The sequence below is a fragment of the Pelagibacterium lentulum genome (assembly GCF_003992625.1).
Classification (GTDB): domain Bacteria; phylum Pseudomonadota; class Alphaproteobacteria; order Rhizobiales; family Devosiaceae; genus Pelagibacterium; species Pelagibacterium lentulum.
Genome location: NZ_RZMW01000004.1, coordinates 1 through 17,599, shown reverse-complemented (window position 1 = coordinate 17,599; position 17,599 = coordinate 1). Strand labels below are relative to the sequence as shown.

Annotated in this window: 17 protein-coding genes; 10 read left to right on the top strand and 7 right to left on the bottom strand. The window is 57.3% G+C overall.

What is annotated here, in order from left to right; genetic code table 11:
• Nucleotides 1-101 precede the first annotated feature (101 nt).
• Together EO133_RS01025 and EO133_RS01020 are read left to right on the top strand one after the other, a co-directional pair.
• The gene (locus EO133_RS01025) at nucleotides 102-962 is read left to right on the top strand and encodes an AraC family transcriptional regulator (RefSeq protein WP_127070746.1); all 861 of its coding nucleotides are present in this window, start codon (nucleotides 102-104) and stop codon (nucleotides 960-962) included.
• Nucleotides 959-1,381, top strand: coding sequence for a DUF1801 domain-containing protein (locus EO133_RS01020; RefSeq protein ID WP_127070744.1), 423 nt, complete (start codon nucleotides 959-961; stop codon nucleotides 1,379-1,381). The genes EO133_RS01025 and EO133_RS01020 overlap by 4 nt, the downstream gene beginning before the upstream one ends.
• Nucleotides 1,382-1,408: 27 nt before the next feature.
• On the opposite strand, the gene EO133_RS01015 is transcribed toward EO133_RS01020, so the two are convergent.
• Nucleotides 1,409-2,551: a pyridoxal phosphate-dependent aminotransferase gene (locus tag EO133_RS01015; RefSeq protein ID WP_127070743.1), complete on the bottom strand. Its 1,143-nt coding sequence runs from the start codon at nucleotides 2,549-2,551 to the stop codon at nucleotides 1,409-1,411.
• 193 nt (nucleotides 2,552-2,744) lie between these two features.
• Here EO133_RS01015 and EO133_RS01010 point away from each other — a divergent pair, with 193 nt between their 5' ends.
• The 5 genes from EO133_RS01010 to aat all read left to right on the top strand — a co-directional run bounded on the left by EO133_RS01010 (nucleotide 2,745) and on the right by aat (nucleotide 7,805).
• Nucleotides 2,745-4,100, top strand: a complete 1,356-nt coding sequence (locus tag EO133_RS01010; RefSeq protein ID WP_164734823.1) for a M48 family metalloprotease — start codon at nucleotides 2,745-2,747, stop codon at nucleotides 4,098-4,100.
• A gap of 31 nt (nucleotides 4,101-4,131) precedes the next feature.
• A complete protein-coding gene (locus EO133_RS01005; RefSeq protein ID WP_127070741.1) occupies nucleotides 4,132-4,995 on the top strand; it encodes a DsbA family protein in 864 nt (287 codons plus the stop codon).
• A 207-nt stretch (nucleotides 4,996-5,202) separates the two neighbouring features.
• Nucleotides 5,203-5,697, top strand: coding sequence for an acetyl-CoA carboxylase biotin carboxyl carrier protein (accB, locus tag EO133_RS01000; protein WP_127070740.1), 495 nt, complete (start codon nucleotides 5,203-5,205; stop codon nucleotides 5,695-5,697).
• Between the two features lie 15 nt (nucleotides 5,698-5,712).
• On the top strand, nucleotides 5,713-7,059 hold the full coding sequence (gene accC, locus EO133_RS00995) for an acetyl-CoA carboxylase biotin carboxylase subunit (RefSeq protein ID WP_127070739.1): 1,347 nt from the start codon (nucleotides 5,713-5,715) through the stop codon (nucleotides 7,057-7,059).
• Nucleotides 7,060-7,184: 125 nt separating this feature from the next.
• On the top strand, nucleotides 7,185-7,805 hold the full coding sequence (gene aat, locus EO133_RS00990) for a leucyl/phenylalanyl-tRNA--protein transferase (protein WP_127070738.1): 621 nt from the start codon (nucleotides 7,185-7,187) through the stop codon (nucleotides 7,803-7,805).
• 13 nt (nucleotides 7,806-7,818) lie between these two features.
• Here aat and EO133_RS00985 read toward each other — a convergent pair whose 3' ends face one another.
• The 4 genes from EO133_RS00985 to EO133_RS00970 form a co-directional block, all read right to left on the bottom strand.
• Nucleotides 7,819-8,208: a hypothetical protein gene (locus EO133_RS00985; protein WP_127070737.1), complete on the bottom strand. Its 390-nt coding sequence runs from the start codon at nucleotides 8,206-8,208 to the stop codon at nucleotides 7,819-7,821.
• Nucleotides 8,209-8,299: 91 nt separating this feature from the next.
• Nucleotides 8,300-8,686, bottom strand: a complete 387-nt coding sequence (locus EO133_RS00980) for a DUF2155 domain-containing protein (protein ID WP_244640865.1) — start codon at nucleotides 8,684-8,686, stop codon at nucleotides 8,300-8,302.
• 56 nt (nucleotides 8,687-8,742) lie between these two features.
• The gene (locus EO133_RS00975) at nucleotides 8,743-9,126 is read right to left on the bottom strand and encodes an NADH:ubiquinone oxidoreductase subunit NDUFA12 (protein ID WP_127070735.1); all 384 of its coding nucleotides are present in this window, start codon (nucleotides 9,124-9,126) and stop codon (nucleotides 8,743-8,745) included.
• Between the two features lie 198 nt (nucleotides 9,127-9,324).
• A complete protein-coding gene (locus EO133_RS00970) occupies nucleotides 9,325-10,221 on the bottom strand; it encodes a LysR family transcriptional regulator (RefSeq protein ID WP_127070734.1) in 897 nt (298 codons plus the stop codon).
• A 126-nt stretch (nucleotides 10,222-10,347) separates the two neighbouring features.
• Between EO133_RS00970 and EO133_RS00965 the strand changes: the two genes are divergently transcribed.
• On the top strand, nucleotides 10,348-11,271 hold the full coding sequence (locus tag EO133_RS00965; protein WP_127070733.1) for an alpha/beta hydrolase: 924 nt from the start codon (nucleotides 10,348-10,350) through the stop codon (nucleotides 11,269-11,271).
• A gap of 548 nt (nucleotides 11,272-11,819) precedes the next feature.
• Nucleotides 11,820-15,521 carry a vitamin B12-dependent ribonucleotide reductase gene (locus EO133_RS00960; protein WP_127070732.1) on the top strand — a complete coding sequence of 1,234 codons (3,702 nt, stop codon included), beginning with the start codon at nucleotides 11,820-11,822 and terminating at the stop codon, nucleotides 15,519-15,521.
• Nucleotides 15,522-15,592: 71 nt separating this feature from the next.
• Here EO133_RS00960 and EO133_RS00955 read toward each other — a convergent pair whose 3' ends face one another.
• Both EO133_RS00955 and EO133_RS00950 read right to left on the bottom strand, forming a co-directional pair.
• Nucleotides 15,593-15,901 carry a hypothetical protein gene (locus EO133_RS00955; protein ID WP_127070731.1) on the bottom strand — a complete coding sequence of 103 codons (309 nt, stop codon included), beginning with the start codon at nucleotides 15,899-15,901 and terminating at the stop codon, nucleotides 15,593-15,595.
• A gap of 478 nt (nucleotides 15,902-16,379) precedes the next feature.
• On the bottom strand, nucleotides 16,380-16,976 hold the full coding sequence (locus EO133_RS00950; RefSeq protein ID WP_127070730.1) for a hypothetical protein: 597 nt from the start codon (nucleotides 16,974-16,976) through the stop codon (nucleotides 16,380-16,382).
• 212 nt (nucleotides 16,977-17,188) lie between these two features.
• Here EO133_RS00950 and EO133_RS00945 point away from each other — a divergent pair, with 212 nt between their 5' ends.
• Nucleotides 17,189-17,581 carry a GFA family protein gene (locus EO133_RS00945; RefSeq protein WP_127070591.1) on the top strand — a complete coding sequence of 131 codons (393 nt, stop codon included), beginning with the start codon at nucleotides 17,189-17,191 and terminating at the stop codon, nucleotides 17,579-17,581.
• Nucleotides 17,582-17,599 lie beyond the last annotated feature (18 nt).

Sequence of the window (17,599 nt, the reverse complement as noted above, 5' to 3'; positions counted from 1 at the left end):
GGCCGCCCTTTTCAATTGTATCCCCATAACTTCCGCAGGATTTGCCTGCCCGCATCATGCGAGGCTCTGTATGACTTCAAGCGCGACAGGAATGAATTGCCATGCTCAAAGATCATACTCAGGAAAGCTATCACACTCGCCTCAATCGGGTCTTGGACTACGTCTATACTCATCTTGAGGAAGACCTGTCCTTCGACCGGCTCGCGGAAGTCGCCTGCCTTTCCCCCTATCATTGGAGCCGGATCTATTCGGCCATGCGTGGGGAAACGATCGCCGCGACAATCCGCAGGCTGAGACTCCAGCGCGCGTCGGACCGGCTGGCCAACTCGGAATTGGACATTGAAGCGGTCGCGGAGCGGGCAGGCTATAGTTCAACCGATACATTTGGACGCGCGTTCAAGCAAACGTTCGGAACCACTCCGACCGCCTATCGCGAGAAAGGCGCTCATGCAGGCTTCAAGGCCGCCAGCGCCGCTGGCGATGCGGAGGGTTTTCCAGTGGCGGTGGAAACTTTGCCGGAGCGGCGCTGCGCCAGCGTCGATCACACAGGCTCTTATATGGAGATTGACCATGCGATGGGGCAACTTTTCGCTGAGCTTGTCGCGCGTCAGACCCTTCCTGCCCAACCCACGATGATCGGTGTCTTCTTCGACGATCCCGACCTGGGGCCAGAGGAGGAATTGCGTTCGCGCGCCTGCCTGCCGGTTGCTCAGGATGTACCTATAGACGCCCCACTGGTGGAAACCGTTCTGCGCGGCGGGCCCTATGCAAAGCTCTCCTATACCGGCCCCTACGCAAATATGCGCGGCGCCTATCGGTGGTTTCTGGGTGTGTGGCTACCGGCTTCCGGCTACGAACCCGGCGATGCCCCGATCTTCGAGGCCTATCTCAACGACCCGCGTGAGGTGCCGCAAAATGAACTTCGTACCGACATCCACCTGCCCCTCGAAGTCGTGCGATGACAAGCCCACCAATCCCGAAACCCGTTGCCGAATCACTTGCACGCTATTCCCACCCGATCCGTGCGCGCTTGCTGGAGATTCGCGAGGCCATTTTTGCTGTTGCCGCACAAACCGAAGGCTTAGGCCCTCTTACCGAAACGCTCAAATGGAGCGAACCGGCCTATCTCACCGAGCAGAGCAAAAGCGGTACAACCATAAGGCTGGGGACGTCGAAAAACGCGCCCGACAAATGTGCGGTGTTTTTCAACTGTAGAACAACGCTGGTGGAAACGTTCCGAACGCATTTTTCCGATGCCTTCGAGTTCGAGGGCAATCGGGCGCTCATCGTGCCAGCGACCGCCCAATTATCCGAAGGACCACTTGCACACTGCCTGCGAGCGGCGCTCATCTATCACCGGAGTAAGGGGCGCCACTGGTAGAACCATGTGGAACGAAGTGCAGCAACCTCACCCCCTGCCTAAAAACTGCTCCATTCGCTCCAATGCACTGGCCACTGTCTCTGGTGTGCCCGCATAGGAAAACCGCACATACTTGTGCCCGTCCGCGCGGTCAAAATCGGCCCCTGGCGTAGCTGCCACCCCGGCCTCCTCAAGCATGGTCATGCAAAACTCCATGCTGTCATTGGTAAAGGGCGACGCATCGACATAGGCGTAAAACGCGCCGTCCGAAGCCTTGGATTCGCCAAAGCCGAGTTGATTAAGCCCGTCGAACAGCGTCAAACGGCTACGCGCATAGGCCTCCCGCTGTTCATTGTAAAAGGCGCGCTCATCCAGCGCCGCCAGTGCCGCGGTCTGCGATACGCTGGATGCTGAAATAAACAAGCTTTGCGCCATGATCTCTGCGCGGCGGATGAGATCGTCGGGCATCACCAGCCAGCCGATCCGCCAGCCGGTCATACAGTAATATTTGGAAAAGCTGTTGATCACGATATGCCGGTCGCTGATTTCCAGCGCACTTGTATCGGTCCCCGCATAGTTCAGACCGTGATAGATTTCGTCGGATAGAAACCGGATGCCAAGCCTGTCGCACACAGCGATAATCGCCCCAAGCTCGTCCCGCTCGAGCACTGCACCCGTGGGGTTGGCCGGGCTGGCCAGCAGCAGCCCCGCAAACGGTTCCTGCTTGTACGCCGCTTCAATATCCGCTGCCGTCAGCTTCCAGCCATTGGAAGCATTAACAGCAATTTCGGTAACGTCAAAATTGAGCGAGGCCAGAATATTGAGATAAGCAGGATAGCCCGGACGGGTGACAGCAATGCGCGCACCAGGCGCAAACCCTGCAAGAAACGAAAGGATAAAGCCGCTGGACGAGCCCATGGTCACCATGATGTGCTCGGGGTCGACGCTCACCCCATGGCGTTCCTTGTAGTATCTGGCCAACCGCTCGCGCAGCGCAAGCATACCTTTAGCCGTGGTGTAACCCATCGGCTGCTCGATGCACGACTTCACGGCTTCCAGCACACGCGGCGCGGGCTTTCCGCCCGGCTCTCCGATTTCAAGGTGACAGATTTCCCGCCCCTGTGCCTCCAGCGCCCGTGCCTTGGTCAGCAGTTCAAGGGCGTAAAATGGGCGAATTGTGTCGCTGGTCATGAAATCGTCCGACTTGTGATTAATGGAAATGGCGTTAAACTGGAACCGGCCTTATTTCAAGGTCGACGCGCATTAAAAACCGAAAAAAAATAGGACCAATTGGCGCAAACCAAATCATAATTAGCATCAGTTGCTAATACTGATCAAAATGGTAGCACAAAATTCCTTTTTCGGTTTCGAGGGGATTATCACCGTGCAAAAGCTGCTTTTTCAACCCAAGGCGCTTCTCACCTATCTTGTTGCAATCGCTGTTTTTTTTAGCGCAGCCATGCCTTCGCACGGTCAGCAGGTCAGCATTATTCGCGATGCGGAAATCGAATCGATGGTTCGCAATTTCGCAGCACCGCTGCTCCGCGCAGCCGGAATTCAGCGCGCGCCGCGCATTGTGATCGTAAACGATCGTCGGTTTAACGCCTTTGTGACTGAGGATGGCAATATCTACGTCAACTACGGCACCATTCTCGAATCGCCCAATCCAGCCGCGCTCAAGGCAGTCCTGGCGCATGAAATCGGACATCTGGCAGGCGGCCACATTGCCCGCCTGCGCGAGCAAATGGAGGTGCGCGCCCAGGCTCAGGCGATTTCAATGCTGCTTGGCATTGGCGCCATGGCCGCAGCGTCGGGATCGGGCGCAGCACCGGAAGTCTCGCAAGCTGCCGCAGCCTTCATCATGGCCTCCCAATCGGCAAGCCTCAATTCGCTCGCTGCCTATCGGCAGTCCGAAGAAAGCGCCGCCGACGCCGCGGCCTTGCGCATCCTGCAACAGGCTGGGCAGTCTCCGCGCGGCCTTGTCGAGACGCTGCGCATCCTGTTGGAAAACCAAGTGCAGCGATCGGGCGCCGCCGCCTATCTGCAAACTCACCCGCTGGCACAGGACCGTCTGCAACAGGTCGAGCAAACGGCTCGCCAAAGTCCCTATTGGAACCAGGGCGATTCATCGGCCGACATCCGTGCGCTGGAAATGGCGAAAGCCAAGATCACCGGCTTTTTGGAATCCTCGAGCACCGTTGCCAATGTCTATCCCAATTCCAACAGCTCATTGCCGGCCCGCTATGCTCGCGCCATAGCCGCATATCGCGGCGGCGGCGGCGTCAGCGCCTTGCAGGTCATGCCCAACCTGATCGCCGAAGCCCCCTCAAACCCTTATATGCGTGAATTATACGGCCAGATGCTTTATGAGCTTGGTCGCCCGGTCGAAGCAATAGCCCCCTTGCGGCGCGCCGTTGAACTGGCGCCGGACGAAACCCAGATCCGCATCCTTTATGGACAGGCGCTGATTGGCGCTGGCGGCTCGGCCAATCTCAATGAAGCGGTATTACAATTGCGGCGGTCCGCTGTCAGCGAGCCGCGCAATGTCCGCATCCACACTCTGCTATCGCAGGCATTTGCTGGCCTTGGCATGATGGGTCACGCCTCACTCTCTGCGGCAGAAGCGGCCGCTGCCCGAAACGATATGCCAACTGCGCGTGGCTTGGCGCGACAGGCCACCCAGCAATTGCCGCAAGGCGGCCCGGAATGGTTGCGTGCCAACGACATTTTGTCCAACTAGGCGCAATCGCTCGACCCCTGATTCGGAGTAAATGATGCAAAAAGCGATAAATGCCGCACTGGCCGCCGCGCTGATCCTCGTCGCCGGGGCCGTTGCAGCACTGTATCTTGCTCCGCCTCAGCATCCTGCGCCCGATATCGATACGCTGGTCGACGCTGCCATCGAAGCACGGCTGGCGGAAATCGCCCCCCAACCTCCCGAAGATCCAGCACCTTCGCAACTCGGCACAGCCGATTTCGGAGATGCCATAGAAACCTACCTGTTGGACAATCCGCGCCTGCTTGAACGCATGTCTGCTGCTCTGGAAACCGAGTTGCGCGCCCAGGAGCGCGAACAGGCCCGCACCGCACTCGCGAGCCTTGAGGACGAGATCTACAACGATCCCGCCAACATCGTTCTGGGTAATCCCGATGGTGATGTGACGCTGGTCGAATTGTTCGACTACAATTGCGGCTATTGTCGGCAGGTCGTGCCCGATTTGCTTGCCCTCATCGACCAGGACCCTGACCTGCGCATAATTCTCAAGGAATTTCCCATTCTCTCGCAAGGCTCTGTCGATGCGGCCCGCATCGGCATTCTGGTCAATCGCGAGGGCGCCGACTATACCGCCTTCCACACCGCGCTGTTTTCCGCTCGTGGCGCCATCGATGCCGAAGTGGCCCTTGCGGCGGCCGAAAGCGTCGGCCTCAATCGCGTATTGCTTGAGTTGGACATGAACAATGACGACGTTACGGCAGTCATCGAACGCTCTTACCGGATCGCGCAGGGTCTGGGCGTGTCGGGAACACCCACCTTCATCATCGGCGATGAGGTCATTCCCGGCGCAGTCTCCAAGGATCAGCTTGAAAGACGCATCGCCAATATGCGCGAATGCGGACACACAGTCTGCAGCTAGTAAGCATCATCCTTTGCGTTTTCAGTGCATTTCGTATAACGCGAGCTTGCGCAAGCGCGCCGTGTGTACCAGAACCAGAGGTCACACTCGCAATTTTGCGGACTTGGCGCATCATTGTATAAGCGGGACAGGATAATCGTGCCCCGGACAAGAGGCGCAGCCAAACAACCCGTTCGATAATGCAGGGTTTGTGGAGACAGGATAACAATGGCAAAAATTTCACAGATCGATCAGGATCTCATCCGCACCATCGCCGAACTCGTCAACGAAGCCAATCTGGCCGAAATCGAGCTTGAGCAGGACGATTTCCGGATCCGCGTAACCCGCACCCTGCCCGCCAAGGAAGTGGTTCATGTCGGCGCGCCTGCTGGCTATGCAGCCCCTGCGCCCGCGGCCGCCCCTGCCGCTGCTACGGCCCCTGCATCGTCGCCCGCAGCCGCGCCCGCCGCAGAAGATCTTGCCTCCAACCCCGGCACGCTGACCTCCCCAATGGTTGGCACCGCCTACATGGCGCCTGAGCCCGGCGCAAAACCCTTCGTTGAAATCGGCAGCAAGGTTGCCGAGGGCCAGACGGTTCTGATCGTTGAAGCCATGAAGACCATGAACCAGATCCCGGCCCATAAGTCCGGTACGGTTACGCGCATTCTTGTCGATGACGCTTCGCCCGTGGAATATGGCGAACCGCTTCTTGTGATCGAGTAAGGAAAACCGGTGGCCATGTTTTCCAAGGTTCTCATAGCCAATCGTGGCGAAATCGCCCTGCGTATCCTGCGCGCCTGTAAGGAGCTTGGCATCCAGACTGTTGCCGTTCACTCCCAGGCCGACGCCAACGCCATGCACGTTCGTCTCGCCGACGAAAGCGTTTGCATCGGCCCCAACGCAGCCAAGGACAGCTATCTTAACATTCCCTCCATTCTGGCCGCCTGCGAGATAACCGGCGCCGAAGCAGTCCATCCTGGCTATGGCTTTCTGTCGGAAAACGCGCGTTTTGCCCGTATTCTCGAAGAACACAAGATTTCCTTCATTGGCCCGTCCGCCCACCATATTGAGATCATGGGCGACAAGATTCAGGCCAAAAAGACCGCTCTGGAACTCGGCATTCCCTGCGTTCCCGGTTCAGCGGGTGCTGTAACCAGCGAGGCAGACGCCAAACGCACCGCCGCGGAAATTGGCTACCCCGTTCTCATAAAAGCCGCCGCTGGCGGTGGCGGTCGCGGCATGAAGGTTGCCAAAACCGAAGCCGATCTGTCGACAGCCTTCTCAACTGCGCGCACCGAGGCCAAAGCGGCTTTCGGAGACGATGCGGTCTATATGGAGAAATATCTCGAAAAGCCGCGCCACATCGAAGTTCAGGTCATCGGCGATGGCCAGGGTAACGCCGTGCATCTTGGCACACGCGATTGCTCGCTCCAGCGTCGTCACCAGAAGGTCTGGGAAGAAGCGCTAGCGCCGACCGTTCCAATGGAAGAACAGAACAGGATCGGTGAAATCTGTTCAGCGGCCATGCGCAAGATGAAATACTCCGGCGCCGGCACCGTCGAATTCCTCTACGAAAACGGCGAGTTCTATTTCATTGAAATGAATACCCGCCTGCAGGTGGAGCACCCGGTTTCCGAACGCATTACCAATTTCGACATCGTTTATGAGCAAATCCGCGTCGCTGCTGGCGAAAAGCTTTCGCTCAGGCAGGAAGAGGTCGAATTTTTCGGCCACGCTATTGAAGTGCGCATCAACGCTGAAGACCCGCAGACCTTTGCCCCCTCACCGGGCCGCATCACCTATTATCACCCCGCTGGTGGTGTGGGAGTGCGCGTCGACGCGGCCGTGTATCAGGGCTATAATATCCCGCCCTATTACGACAGCCTCATCGGAAAACTGATCGTTCACGGTCGCAACCGCCCGGAATGTCTGCAGCGCCTCAATCGTGCGCTTGATGAATTTATCGTCGACGGCGTAAAGACTACGCTGCCTCTGTTCCGGCGTCTCATCAAGGAGCCCGATATCCAGGCGGGCAATTACGACATTCACTGGCTCGAGAAATATCTTGAGGCCAATAAGGAATAAAATTGCACGCTTCCGGTTAGGGTGAGTCGAAACGGTGGTTTTCGAGCGTGACAAGCGGACTTAAGGTACTTTAGGACCGGAAGCGCAGAGAACCACCATTTCCAGACCACCATAAACGGTATCGCATGCGAAACGACCCGTTTGACATAGAACTGACGCCAGAGCTTATCCTGCGCGCTTATCAGGCAGGGATATTTCCCATGTCCGAAGGCGCGGACGATCCCGATATCTTCTGGGTCAGCCCGCAAAAGCGCGGAATTATCCCGCTTGATGGCTTCCGCGTTTCAAAAAGCCTCGCTAAAACCCTGCGTCGGCACAGGTTCGATATCCGCGTCGATCACGATTTTGAAGCGACGATAGAGGCCTGTGCATCCGAAGGGGCAGATCGGGATAACACCTGGATCAACCGCACGATCATCGATCTCTACGGCCAATTGTTCGAGCAAGGCTATTGCCATACCGTCGAGGTTTATGAAGGCTCCGAACTGGTTGGCGGACTTTATGGATTGGCTATCGGCGGCGCTTTTTTTGGCGAGTCCATGTTCCATAGGCGCACCGATGCATCCAAGATCGCGCTCGCCCATCTCGTGGATCGACTGAACGCAGGGGGATTCAAATTGCTGGACACCCAATTCATAACGCCGCACCTCGCTTCAATGGGGGCAATCGAAATCTCGCGCGCTCATTACGAAGCCCGGCTTGGCGAAGCTCTGAAAGCCGCAGCCGACTTCAATAGGCTAGCCTGATCGGTGGTTTTGGCTATACGCGCTGAAAAACAAGCGTTTCGCAGAACAAAAGCGCCCTGCAGCCTCGGATTTCGACCGTATTGGCATCGACTTGGGTCAATGTTCCTTCGGCCTCAGCGCCTTCAAAGACCACAGTTCCTTGCCACTGATTTTCAGCAACCAAGTCTGCTTGCATGATCTGTTGATTCACATAGGCTAGATTTTCCGAGGTGCGGGACTCACCCTGAACATCCAGCAGCACCACGCAAAGCTGTGTGTTGTCGTCACCACACGCCGAGATGCTCAGAGCCGTGCCATATTCATCCATCCACTCGCCCGTTGGCGTGATGTTCTGCGCATTGGCACCGACCGCCATAAAAATGGTCGCGATAAAAACCAAGAGAACGCGCATATCTTTCTCCATTTCTCGTTTCAGACAATCTCGTACCCCCCGCTGGGCAGACCGCTAAACGATCAACCCCTGCGAATGGTTGCCAATTTTTCGATAACGATTTTCAGCGTTGGCTTGGTGGCGGGATATCCGAAGCAGTTTTGCAGTCCACCAGCCAGATGTCATAGACCGCATCGTCGATTGCGTGCAGCGCCGGGCTCTCGGCGAACATCCAGCCAGAAAAGATTCGGCGCATCGTCGAACGTAATGACACCTGATCGACTTCAACAAAGGCAATGCTGTCCTGCGCCTCGCTGGCTGGGCGCGAATGACATGCGCGCGGCGTCAGCTGTAGCGACCCGAACTGCACGGTTTCGTCGATATAGACATCAAAGATCGTGATCCGCCCTGTAATCTTGTCCAGACCCGTGAAGACAGCAACGGGATTGGCAACAGGCTGGGCAATAGCCGATGTGGTTGCCCATACCAGAACGCCTCCCGCAAGGGCCATGCAAAATGCTGATCTAAGTGGTTTGAAGGGCATTGCCCGTACCGGCTTGAAGCGCCTTATTCTGGCGACCAGGCGTCGTAATCGCCCGACACGCGCGGACGTGAGGCAGGCGTCAGAATCGAACCGTCGGGGCGATAAGCCATAGACGTTCCGGTCAGATTCGGCTGATGCGGCTTTTCCCATGTGTGCGCCTTGTAGTCCTGTTCGGACGGCGCTACGTCGGTGCGGTAATGCATCCAGCCGTGCCAGCCCGGCGGGATCGCTGAGGCCTCGGCAGGACCGTTATAGATTACCCAGCGCCGACCATCCTTCTTGCCCTTGTAATAGACATTGCCCAACTCGTCTTCGCCGACCTTGACGCCACGCAGCGCCGTAAAGATGCGTGTTGAGAGCGTCTGCTTGTGCCACCATGCAAAGATTTCGAGGATGAACTGTTTCATGCCAATGGGCCTCATTGATGCGCGGCTGTGCAATTGAAATCGCACAGCTTGAATCCTTTGCCCGCGTTTAGCACGCACATTGGGCAAGCACTAGTATTTTTCGGCAACGTCTCAGTTTGAATTCCGTTTGTGATGGAAAACGAAACAATTGCCATTCGAGCCGCAGCCCGCAGAGTGCTGCCACTCGCAAACCGTCCCTCACTTCGCACGGTAGCGCAACGCCTCGATCAGGACAGCCAGCGCCGGGGGATGCTGCCTGCGGTTGGGGTAGTAGAGGTGATAACCTTCGAAAGTCTTGCGCCAGGAGGACAACACCTCGACAAGTTGACCGTCTTCAAGGTGCCAAGCGACATAATCGCGTGGCAAATAGGCCAGCCCGAACCCGGAAAGGCACGCCTGGCGCACCTCGTGAATGCTGCTGAAGACGAGTCGGCCCTGGGTGCCGACGCGCAGGTCCTTCGCGCCCTTGCTAAACGTCCACTCAAAAAGCGCACCATGCGTCGGAAGACGCAGGTTGATACACGGATGGTCGGCCAGATCCTGCGGCTCATTCGGCCTTCTTCGCTCTTTGAAGCAGGACGGTGCAGCGACCACCGCCATCGGAACGTCAGGTCCAATCCGCATGGCGATCATGTCCTTGGAGACCAACTTGCCCCGGCGGACGCCCGCGTCATGGCGTTCGCGCACGATGTCTGTGCGGCCATAGTCGGTTGTCAGTTCGACGCTGATCTCGGGAAATTCGCGCAGGAACCGCTCCAGCGCCGGCCATAGCACGCTCTGGATGGCGTACTCGTCAGCCGAGATACGAACGATGCCAGCAGGACGGTCACGCAGCGCGCCAAGCTGCGAAAACCCACGGTCGATCTCTTCCAGTGCAGGTGATACCGATGACAGCAGACGGTCGCCCGCTTCGGTCGGAGAAACGTTGCGCGTCGTACGGTTGAGCAGGCGGATGCCTACCCGCTCTTCGAGGTTGCGAACCGTCTGGCTGAGCGCAGATTGGGATACGCCAAGCCGTGCGGCTGCTCGCGTGAAGCTGCCTTCCTGAGCCACCACGACGAAGGCGTTGAGGTCGCGTAGATTCTCATTGCTCATTTATAAGTCAGCCTAATAATAGCATCAACTTTATACCGTCTAATCTAAATTTAGGGTCGTTGCTACCTTCAGATCAACCGGATGGACCGCGGTCACATCCGGCACCGTCGGAAAAGGAGCATGAAAATGAGATCCGTGACTTTCAAGAACAAGACCTGGGATGTGGCTGCCAACCTGCATGTCCCGAACGACTTTGACGAGACGCAGAAATACCCTGCCATCGTCGTGGCGCACCCGATCAGTTCCTGCAAGGAGCAGACTGCCGCGATCTACGCCTCCAGGCTGGCGGAACTGGGTTACGTCGCCCTCGCATTCGATGCTTCGACGCAGGGTACGAGCGGTGGGCTTGGCCAATACCTCGAAGACCCGGCAACCCGCGTGGAGGACTTCCGTTGTGCGGCAGACTATCTCGTCACGCTCGATTTTGTCGACGAGGACCGCATTGGTGTCTTGGGTATCTGCGGTGGCGGTGGTTATGCCGTGAATGCCGCAATGACCGAACGCCGCTTCAAGGCGGTTGGTACAATCGTCGGGGCCAACTACGGTCGCCTCGCGCGGGAAGGCGATTTGTCGCCTGACGCGGCGCTCAAGGCGATGGAAGCGATCAGCGCCCAGCGGACGGCCGAGGCGCGCGGTGCTGAGACCGCTCTTACGACCTATATCCCGCAGTCGAAGGCTCAGCTCGAATCCTATGGCATCAAGGATGTCGATGTCGTCGAGGCGGTGGATTACTACACCACGCCGCGCGGCCAGCAGCCGGGCTCGCCCAACAAGCTGAACGTCACCAGCACCGGCGCCGCCTTCAACTGGGATGCGTTTCATTTGGCCGACAAGTTGCTGACCCAACCGCTGCAGGTGATTGTCGGCGGTGGACAGACAGGGGCCTTCGGTTCCTATCGTGATGGTTTTGACTTGTTCAACCGCGCGCGATCAGAAAAGAAGAATATCCTCGTGGTGCCGGAGGCGACCCATTACGACCTTTACGACAAGCCGGATTGCGTCGATGAGGCTATGAAGAAGCTAGAGGTGTTCTACGGCGAAAACCTCTGACTTGAGTGAAAGCTATGACCGGTCGCCCCATGGCGGCCGGTTTCCTCCAATCCGCCTCTAATCTCCGCAATCGGTGGGCGGGATCGCTGCCATCGAAATGTCGTGCAATTGCGCTATCGGTCTGCCCACAGAAAAAAAGCGCCCATAAGGGCAAAATTTTGGCGCTTGACAGGGATTGAGGCCGACTCACTTGAGCAATTTGAAGTCAAACTTTGCAGGCAGAACCGCCACTTAGCGGGCAAAGCCAAAACAACACTTCATTAACCTTTGCCCAAATGACGCTTTTAAGACCTCCGATCACATTGTCATCCATTGTCCCCAATTTCCTCGCTATCCACAGCCAGATACACTATATTTAGGCCTGAAGGGTACCCTGCATACAACGGGTAGTCGATTTCTGCCGATTGACGTTGATCCAAAGAATCGAAAAAGGTGGGCCCAAGCATGCTGATCAAGCTGCGGCACATACCAACACGATCTTTGGGGTCAACGGCACTTGCAGGGGCACCTGTCGGCAAGTGCGTGGCCAGTTTGGGGAATAAAAGAGAATGCATTTCGAGCGGCGATTCACCAAGGCGGGCGAGTCCGCCTATGCGAGCCTTGAATTCAAAAGCGCAACCAGCGAAATCCGCAACCCGGACGGGTCTGTGGTGTTCAAGCTCGAGGATATTGCTATCCCTGCGAGCTGGAGCCAGGTCGCGGCAGATATCATTGCGCAGAAGTATTTCCGCAAGGCCGGTGTCGCCAAGGTTTTAAAAAAGGTCGAAGAGAACGATGTTCCCTCGTGGCTGTGGCGTTCGGTCCCCGACGAAAAGGCACTTGCCAAACTCCCCGAAGACCAACGCTTTGGCCCGGAAATGGATTCGCGGCAGGTCTTTAACCGTCTCGCCGGCACCTGGACATACTGGGGCTGGAAGGGCGGCTATTTCACCTCCGAAGACGATGCCCGCACCTTCTATGACGAGCTGTGCTACATGCTCGCCACCCAGCGCGTTGCCCCAAATTCCCCGCAATGGTTTAACACCGGTCTGCATTGGGCATACGGCATCGATGGCCCCGGCCAGGGCCATTTTTATGTTGACCCTTTCACCGGAAAGCTCGTGCAGTCCAAATCGGCTTACGAGCATCCCCAGCCGCACGCCTGCTTCATCCAGTCTGTCGACGATGACCTCGTCAACGAAAACGGCATCATGGACCTTTGGGTCCGTGAAGCGCGCCTGTTCAAATATGGTTCGGGCACCGGCACCAATTTCTCCGCCCTGCGCGGTTCGGGCGAAAAGCTCTCGGGCGGCGGCAAGTCCTCTGGCCTGATGAGCTTTTTGAAGATCGGCGACCGTGCGGCGGGCGCCATCAAGTCGGGCGGCACCACCCGTCGCGCCGCCAAGATGGTCGTGATCGATATCGATCACCCCGATATCGAGGAATATATCAACTGGAAGGTCAAGGAAGAACAGAAGGTGGCAGCGCTTGTCACCGGCTCCAAGACCGTCTCAAAGCACCTCAAACTCATCATGAAAGCCGCCGTCAATTGCGAAGGTAATGGCGACGATTGCTTTGATCCCAACAAGAACCCGGCGCTCAAGCGTGAAGTGAAGGCCGCCAAGAAGTCTCTGGTGCCGGAAAACTACATCTTCCGCGTCATTCAGTTCGCCAAGCAAGGCTATACTGATCTCGACTTCCCCATCTACGATACTGATTGGGACTCTGAGGCCTATCTCACCGTTTCGGGCCAGAACTCAAACAACTCGGTGCGCGTCACCGATGGGTTCCTGGCGGCTGTCGAAAATGACGGCGAATGGAACCTGACCGCGCGCCAGACCGGCAAGGTCACAAAGACCCTCAAGGCCCGCGATCTCTGGGAGTCTGTCGGCTACGCCGCATGGGCCTGTGCCGATCCCGGCATCCAGTACCACACCACCATCAACGACTGGCACACCTGCCCTGAAGCCGGCCAGATCAACGCGTCGAACCCGTGCTCGGAATATATGTTCCTCGATGACACGGCCTGTAACCTGGCGTCCATCAACCTCCTGCCCTATCGCGGCAAGGATGGCGTGTTCAACACCGCCGATTACGAGCACACAGTCCGCCTCTGGACGCTGGTTCTCGAAGTTTCGGTAATGATGGCCCAGTTCCCCTCAAAGGCCATTGCGGAGCGCTCCTACCTCTACCGCACCCTTGGTCTCGGCTACGCCAATATCGGCGGCCTGCTGATGACCTCGGGCATCCCCTATGACAGCGACGAAGGTCGCGCCATCGCCGGTGCGCTGACGGCGATCCTCACCGGCGTCTCCTACGCCACGTCCGCAGAAATCGCCTCAGAACTCGGCGCCTTCAAGGATTACAAGCGCAACGCCAAGCACATGCTGCGCGTCATCCGCAATCACCGCAATGCCGCCTACGGCAAGGCCGATGGCTACGAAAAGCTTTCGATTGCCCCCGTCCCGCTCGATCATGCCGCCTGCTCCGATCAAAATCTGATCGACCGGGCAATCGCGGCTTGGGATGCAGCGCTTGAGCTGGGTGAAAAGCACGGCTACCGCAATGCGCAGGTCTCCGTTATTGCGCCCACCGGCACCATCGGTCTGGTGATGGATTGCGATACCACCGGTATCGAACCTGATTTCGCGCTGGTCAAGTTCAAGAAGCTCGCCGGTGGCGGCTACTTCAAGATCATCAACCGCGCCGTGCCCGAAGCGTTGCGCACCCTTGGCTATTCCGAAGATCAGATTGCCGAGATCGAAGCCTATGCTGTCGGTCATGGCAACATGAACCAGGCCCCGGCGATCAACCCGGCGACTCTTGCCGCCAAGGGTTTCCCGGAAGACAAGATCGCCGCGCTCAACGCGGCCATGAAGTCTGCCTTCGACATCAAGTTTGTGTTTAACCAATGGTCGCTTGGCGCTGATTTTCTTAAGGAACTCGGCGTAACCGACGAGCAGCTTTCCGATCCGACCTTTGAGCTTTTGCCCTTCCTTGGCTTCTCCAAGAAGGACATCGAAGCGGCCAATATCCACGTTTGCGGTGCCATGACGCTGGAAGGCGCGCCCTTCCTCAAATCCGAGCATCTGCCGGTTTTCGATTGCGCCACGCCCTGCGGCAAGGTCGGCAAGCGTTACCTTTCGGTCGAAAGTCACATCCGCATGATGGCTGCTGCCCAACCCTTCATCTCGGGCGCGATTTCCAAGACCATCAACATGCCCAACGACGCCAGCGTTGAGGACTGCAAGGAAAGCTACATGCTCTCCTGGAAGCTGGCTCTGAAGGCCAACGCGCTTTACCGCGATGGTTCCAAACTCTCCCAGCCGCTCAATTCCTCGCTGCTGGCCGACGATGATGAGGACGAGGATCAGGTCGAAGAACTCGCCGCCCTGCCCGTTGCCGAGCGCGCGCCGATGGTTGCCGAAAAGATCGTCGAGCGCATCATCGAAAAGGCTGTTCGCGACCGCGAAAAGCTGCCTTCGCGCCGCAAGGGTTACACCCAGAAGGCGATTGTCGGCGGGCACAAGGTTTACCTGCGCACCGGCGAATATGACGATGGGCGTCTGGGTGAAATCTTCATCGACATGCACAAGGAAGGCGCCGCCTTCCGCGCCATGATGAACAATTTCGCCATCGCCATTTCGCTTGGCCTGCAATATGGCGTGCCGCTCGATGAATATGTCGAGGCCTTCACCTTCACCCGGTTTGAACCGGCTGGCCTTGTCATGGGCAACGACCAGATCAAGAACGCGACCTCGATCCTCGATTACGTGTTCCGTGAACTGGCTATTTCCTATCTCGACCGCACCGATTTGGCCCATGTCACCCCGGATGCGGGCGCGACTTCGATTGGCCAGGGCGTGTCCGAGGACAATGCCATCAAGGACCGGTCCAGCCCCTCGCCCGTCTCGGCCGAGCGTTTCGTCTCGCGCGGCATGACGAGAGGCCGGGTCAAGGACAAGAACCTGATGCTGGTGTCCTCAAGCGACCTCAACCTGCCCAACCCGGTCCAGGCCATGCAAAGCCAGACGGTTACGGCACTCAAGCAGGGCACGGCGCTAAAGACGGAAGAACAGGAAGCCCCCAAAGCCGAACTGCCCCCGCTCGAAGCGCTCAAGACCGCCAAAGACGCCACCACCCTGCGGTTAGAGGCCCAGATGAAGGGCTATGTCGGCGAAGCCTGCTCGGAATGCCAGAACTTCACCCTCGTCCGTAACGGCACCTGCCTCAAGTGTGACACATGCGGATCAACGACCGGGTGTAGTTGAGCTAAATCTTCTGCGATCTAGACAAGCAGCCCGCCCTCAGATCAAGAGGGCGGGCTTTTTTGCAAATCGCGTTATGCAGCAATGCGAGTTAGCGTAACAGAAAATTGAATGCGTTCGGCTTTCAGGATCACCGTGTTATTTGCCGCAATCGAGCCCAAAAGGCTGACATTCACACTGTCCTGCCCCAAGACGTTGAAGCCGCCGCCGCTGTGCCTAAATGTCTGAAGCTCGGCGGAAATCTTATCCCCGCTTTGCCCGAAGCTGCCAACATAGGCAATGACACTGTCGCCACCGCTAAATTTGTTTTGGCGAACGACGACTACACCGTTTCCAACGCCCAAAGGCCCAGAGAAACTTGCCTTATAAAGTCCGTCTTCCATATCGCTTGTCTTTCAATCGGTTGGCAAAGGGAACAATGGCGGCGACGCCGCCATTGTTCTAAGGTATGGGTCAGCCGCTAATGCGGCGGCAATGATCGCACTTCGGATAGCCACCGGTTCCGGAGACTTTGTTATACGACTCGATGTTATTGCCCTCGGTACAGGTCGTTTCGTCGTGATGAACCTTGCGAGAGTTGGGTGCTTTGGAATGCCAAGGGCTACGCTTAGCCATAGTTTTTCCTTTCGCGACGGACACATTGTCGTCGCGTTCGAGATGTGTAAAATGGGGAGTGTTGAAATGGCTGGCGACGCTAATGTACCGTCAACCAAATTGACTTAGACTGCGACAGATGAAGCCATAGGCATGTCGGTCCTTACCGCCTCCTTCTGGTTTCGGTTCTGTAGTTCGGCTGCTTTGCAAGGGCTCCGCCGTACTACACTCAAAGTCAAAAAAGGCGACCGGCTTATGCCGGTCGCCTCAATAAAGGTCATCAGACAAATCCTCGTGACGATCTTGCTCACCTCCAAAATCGTCCGAAGTCGAAATCTCCATCCCGTGCACCTTATAGCGCCCATACCCGAGCCGTGTAAGCGCGCCAGTGCGGATCAAATAACTGATCGAATTATATATTTCCTTAGGCTCGGCCTCTATCCCTTGCTCTACCACTCCCTTGCGAAGGTCTGCAGCTGTCACCACTTGTCCACGCGGCGCAAACTTCAAAACATTCGAAAGTGCCTCGGTGGGCGTACTCGCTCCGACATCAGAGAACAGAGACCTGGTTAATTCACGGATCAGATCATCACGCCGCTGGGGCGGCAACGCATCAATCAGCACTCGAACCAAGCGCACCTTCTCCTCGGCGAGCCTGCTCTCGACGGAACCGTCATCAACTTGGGAGGGCATTAACGCTTTTTCCATACCACATAGGTAGCAGGTAAGACTTCTCAGAGTCCAGCGCAAACACCATTCTCTTCCGATTCGGGCATCGCAATCAACAGTTATCCACAGAATGCCTAAATAGGCTGTGGAAAACCGGGCCAAGCCACTAAATGTAGACTTGGCAGACTCATCCATGAAACCTGTTTCAACTATGACTGTCTGAACGCCTCCGTCTTTTGAGACTACGCTGACGTGGCCCTTAGATGGAATCTCCGTCACCGGCACTCACCACCTCACGCGCCACATTGTCGCTAGCCACACCAATCCTTCCCCACCTTCACCCTCGATTGCCTTGCGCCACCCGCCGCGATAGCCTTCCACTCCAAAACCAGCAAGAGGGGCGCATCATGGACCGATACACCGGCGGCTGCCTGTGCGGCAGCGTCAGCATTGTGGCGACGGGCACACCCAATCGGGTGGGATTGTGCCATTGCATGGAATGCCGCAAGCATCACGGGGCGCTGTTCTTCGCTGCGGCGATGTTCCCCCAAAACGCCGTGACGATCACGGGCGAAACCCGCGATTACAAGGGCCGCAATTTTTGCCCGGAATGCGGCTCATCGGTCTTTGCCCGCACCGACGACGAAATCGAAGTGCATCTGGGCGCCCTCGATGCCCCGAACCAGTTGATGCCGACCTACGAGAACTGGACGATCCGCCGCGAGGCCTGGCTTCCACCCTTTCCGCTCAAAAAGCACTATCCACGCGACCGCGACAGCGCCGGGCTTTTCGAGGAATAAACGAAAACTTATCCCCGC

Bases quoted from the DNA above. Each gene is read 5' to 3' on its own strand.
- EO133_RS01025 (WP_127070746.1), top strand. From the start codon at position 102: ATGCTCAAAGATCATACTCAGGAAAGCTATCACACTCGCCTCAATCGG.
- EO133_RS01020 (WP_127070744.1), top strand. From the start codon at position 959: ATGACAAGCCCACCAATCCCGAAACCCGTTGCCGAATCACTTGCACGC.
- EO133_RS01015 (WP_127070743.1), bottom strand. From the start codon at position 2,551: ATGACCAGCGACACAATTCGCCCATTTTACGCCCTTGAACTGCTGACC.
- EO133_RS01005 (WP_127070741.1), top strand. From the start codon at position 4,132: ATGATGCAAAAAGCGATAAATGCCGCACTGGCCGCCGCGCTGATCCTC.
- accB (WP_127070740.1), top strand. From the start codon at position 5,203: ATGGCAAAAATTTCACAGATCGATCAGGATCTCATCCGCACCATCGCC.
- accC (WP_127070739.1), top strand. From the start codon at position 5,713: ATGTTTTCCAAGGTTCTCATAGCCAATCGTGGCGAAATCGCCCTGCGT.
- aat (WP_127070738.1), top strand. From the start codon at position 7,185: ATGCGAAACGACCCGTTTGACATAGAACTGACGCCAGAGCTTATCCTG.
- EO133_RS00985 (WP_127070737.1), bottom strand. From the start codon at position 8,208: ATGGAGAAAGATATGCGCGTTCTCTTGGTTTTTATCGCGACCATTTTT.
- EO133_RS00980 (WP_244640865.1), bottom strand. From the start codon at position 8,686: ATGGCCCTTGCGGGAGGCGTTCTGGTATGGGCAACCACATCGGCTATT.
- EO133_RS00975 (WP_127070735.1), bottom strand. From the start codon at position 9,126: ATGAAACAGTTCATCCTCGAAATCTTTGCATGGTGGCACAAGCAGACG.
- EO133_RS00970 (WP_127070734.1), bottom strand. From the start codon at position 10,221: ATGAGCAATGAGAATCTACGCGACCTCAACGCCTTCGTCGTGGTGGCT.
- EO133_RS00965 (WP_127070733.1), top strand. From the start codon at position 10,348: ATGAGATCCGTGACTTTCAAGAACAAGACCTGGGATGTGGCTGCCAAC.
- EO133_RS00960 (WP_127070732.1), top strand. From the start codon at position 11,820: ATGCATTTCGAGCGGCGATTCACCAAGGCGGGCGAGTCCGCCTATGCG.
- EO133_RS00955 (WP_127070731.1), bottom strand. From the start codon at position 15,901: ATGGAAGACGGACTTTATAAGGCAAGTTTCTCTGGGCCTTTGGGCGTT.
- EO133_RS00950 (WP_127070730.1), bottom strand. From the start codon at position 16,976: ATGGATGAGTCTGCCAAGTCTACATTTAGTGGCTTGGCCCGGTTTTCC.
- EO133_RS00945 (WP_127070591.1), top strand. From the start codon at position 17,189: ATGGACCGATACACCGGCGGCTGCCTGTGCGGCAGCGTCAGCATTGTG.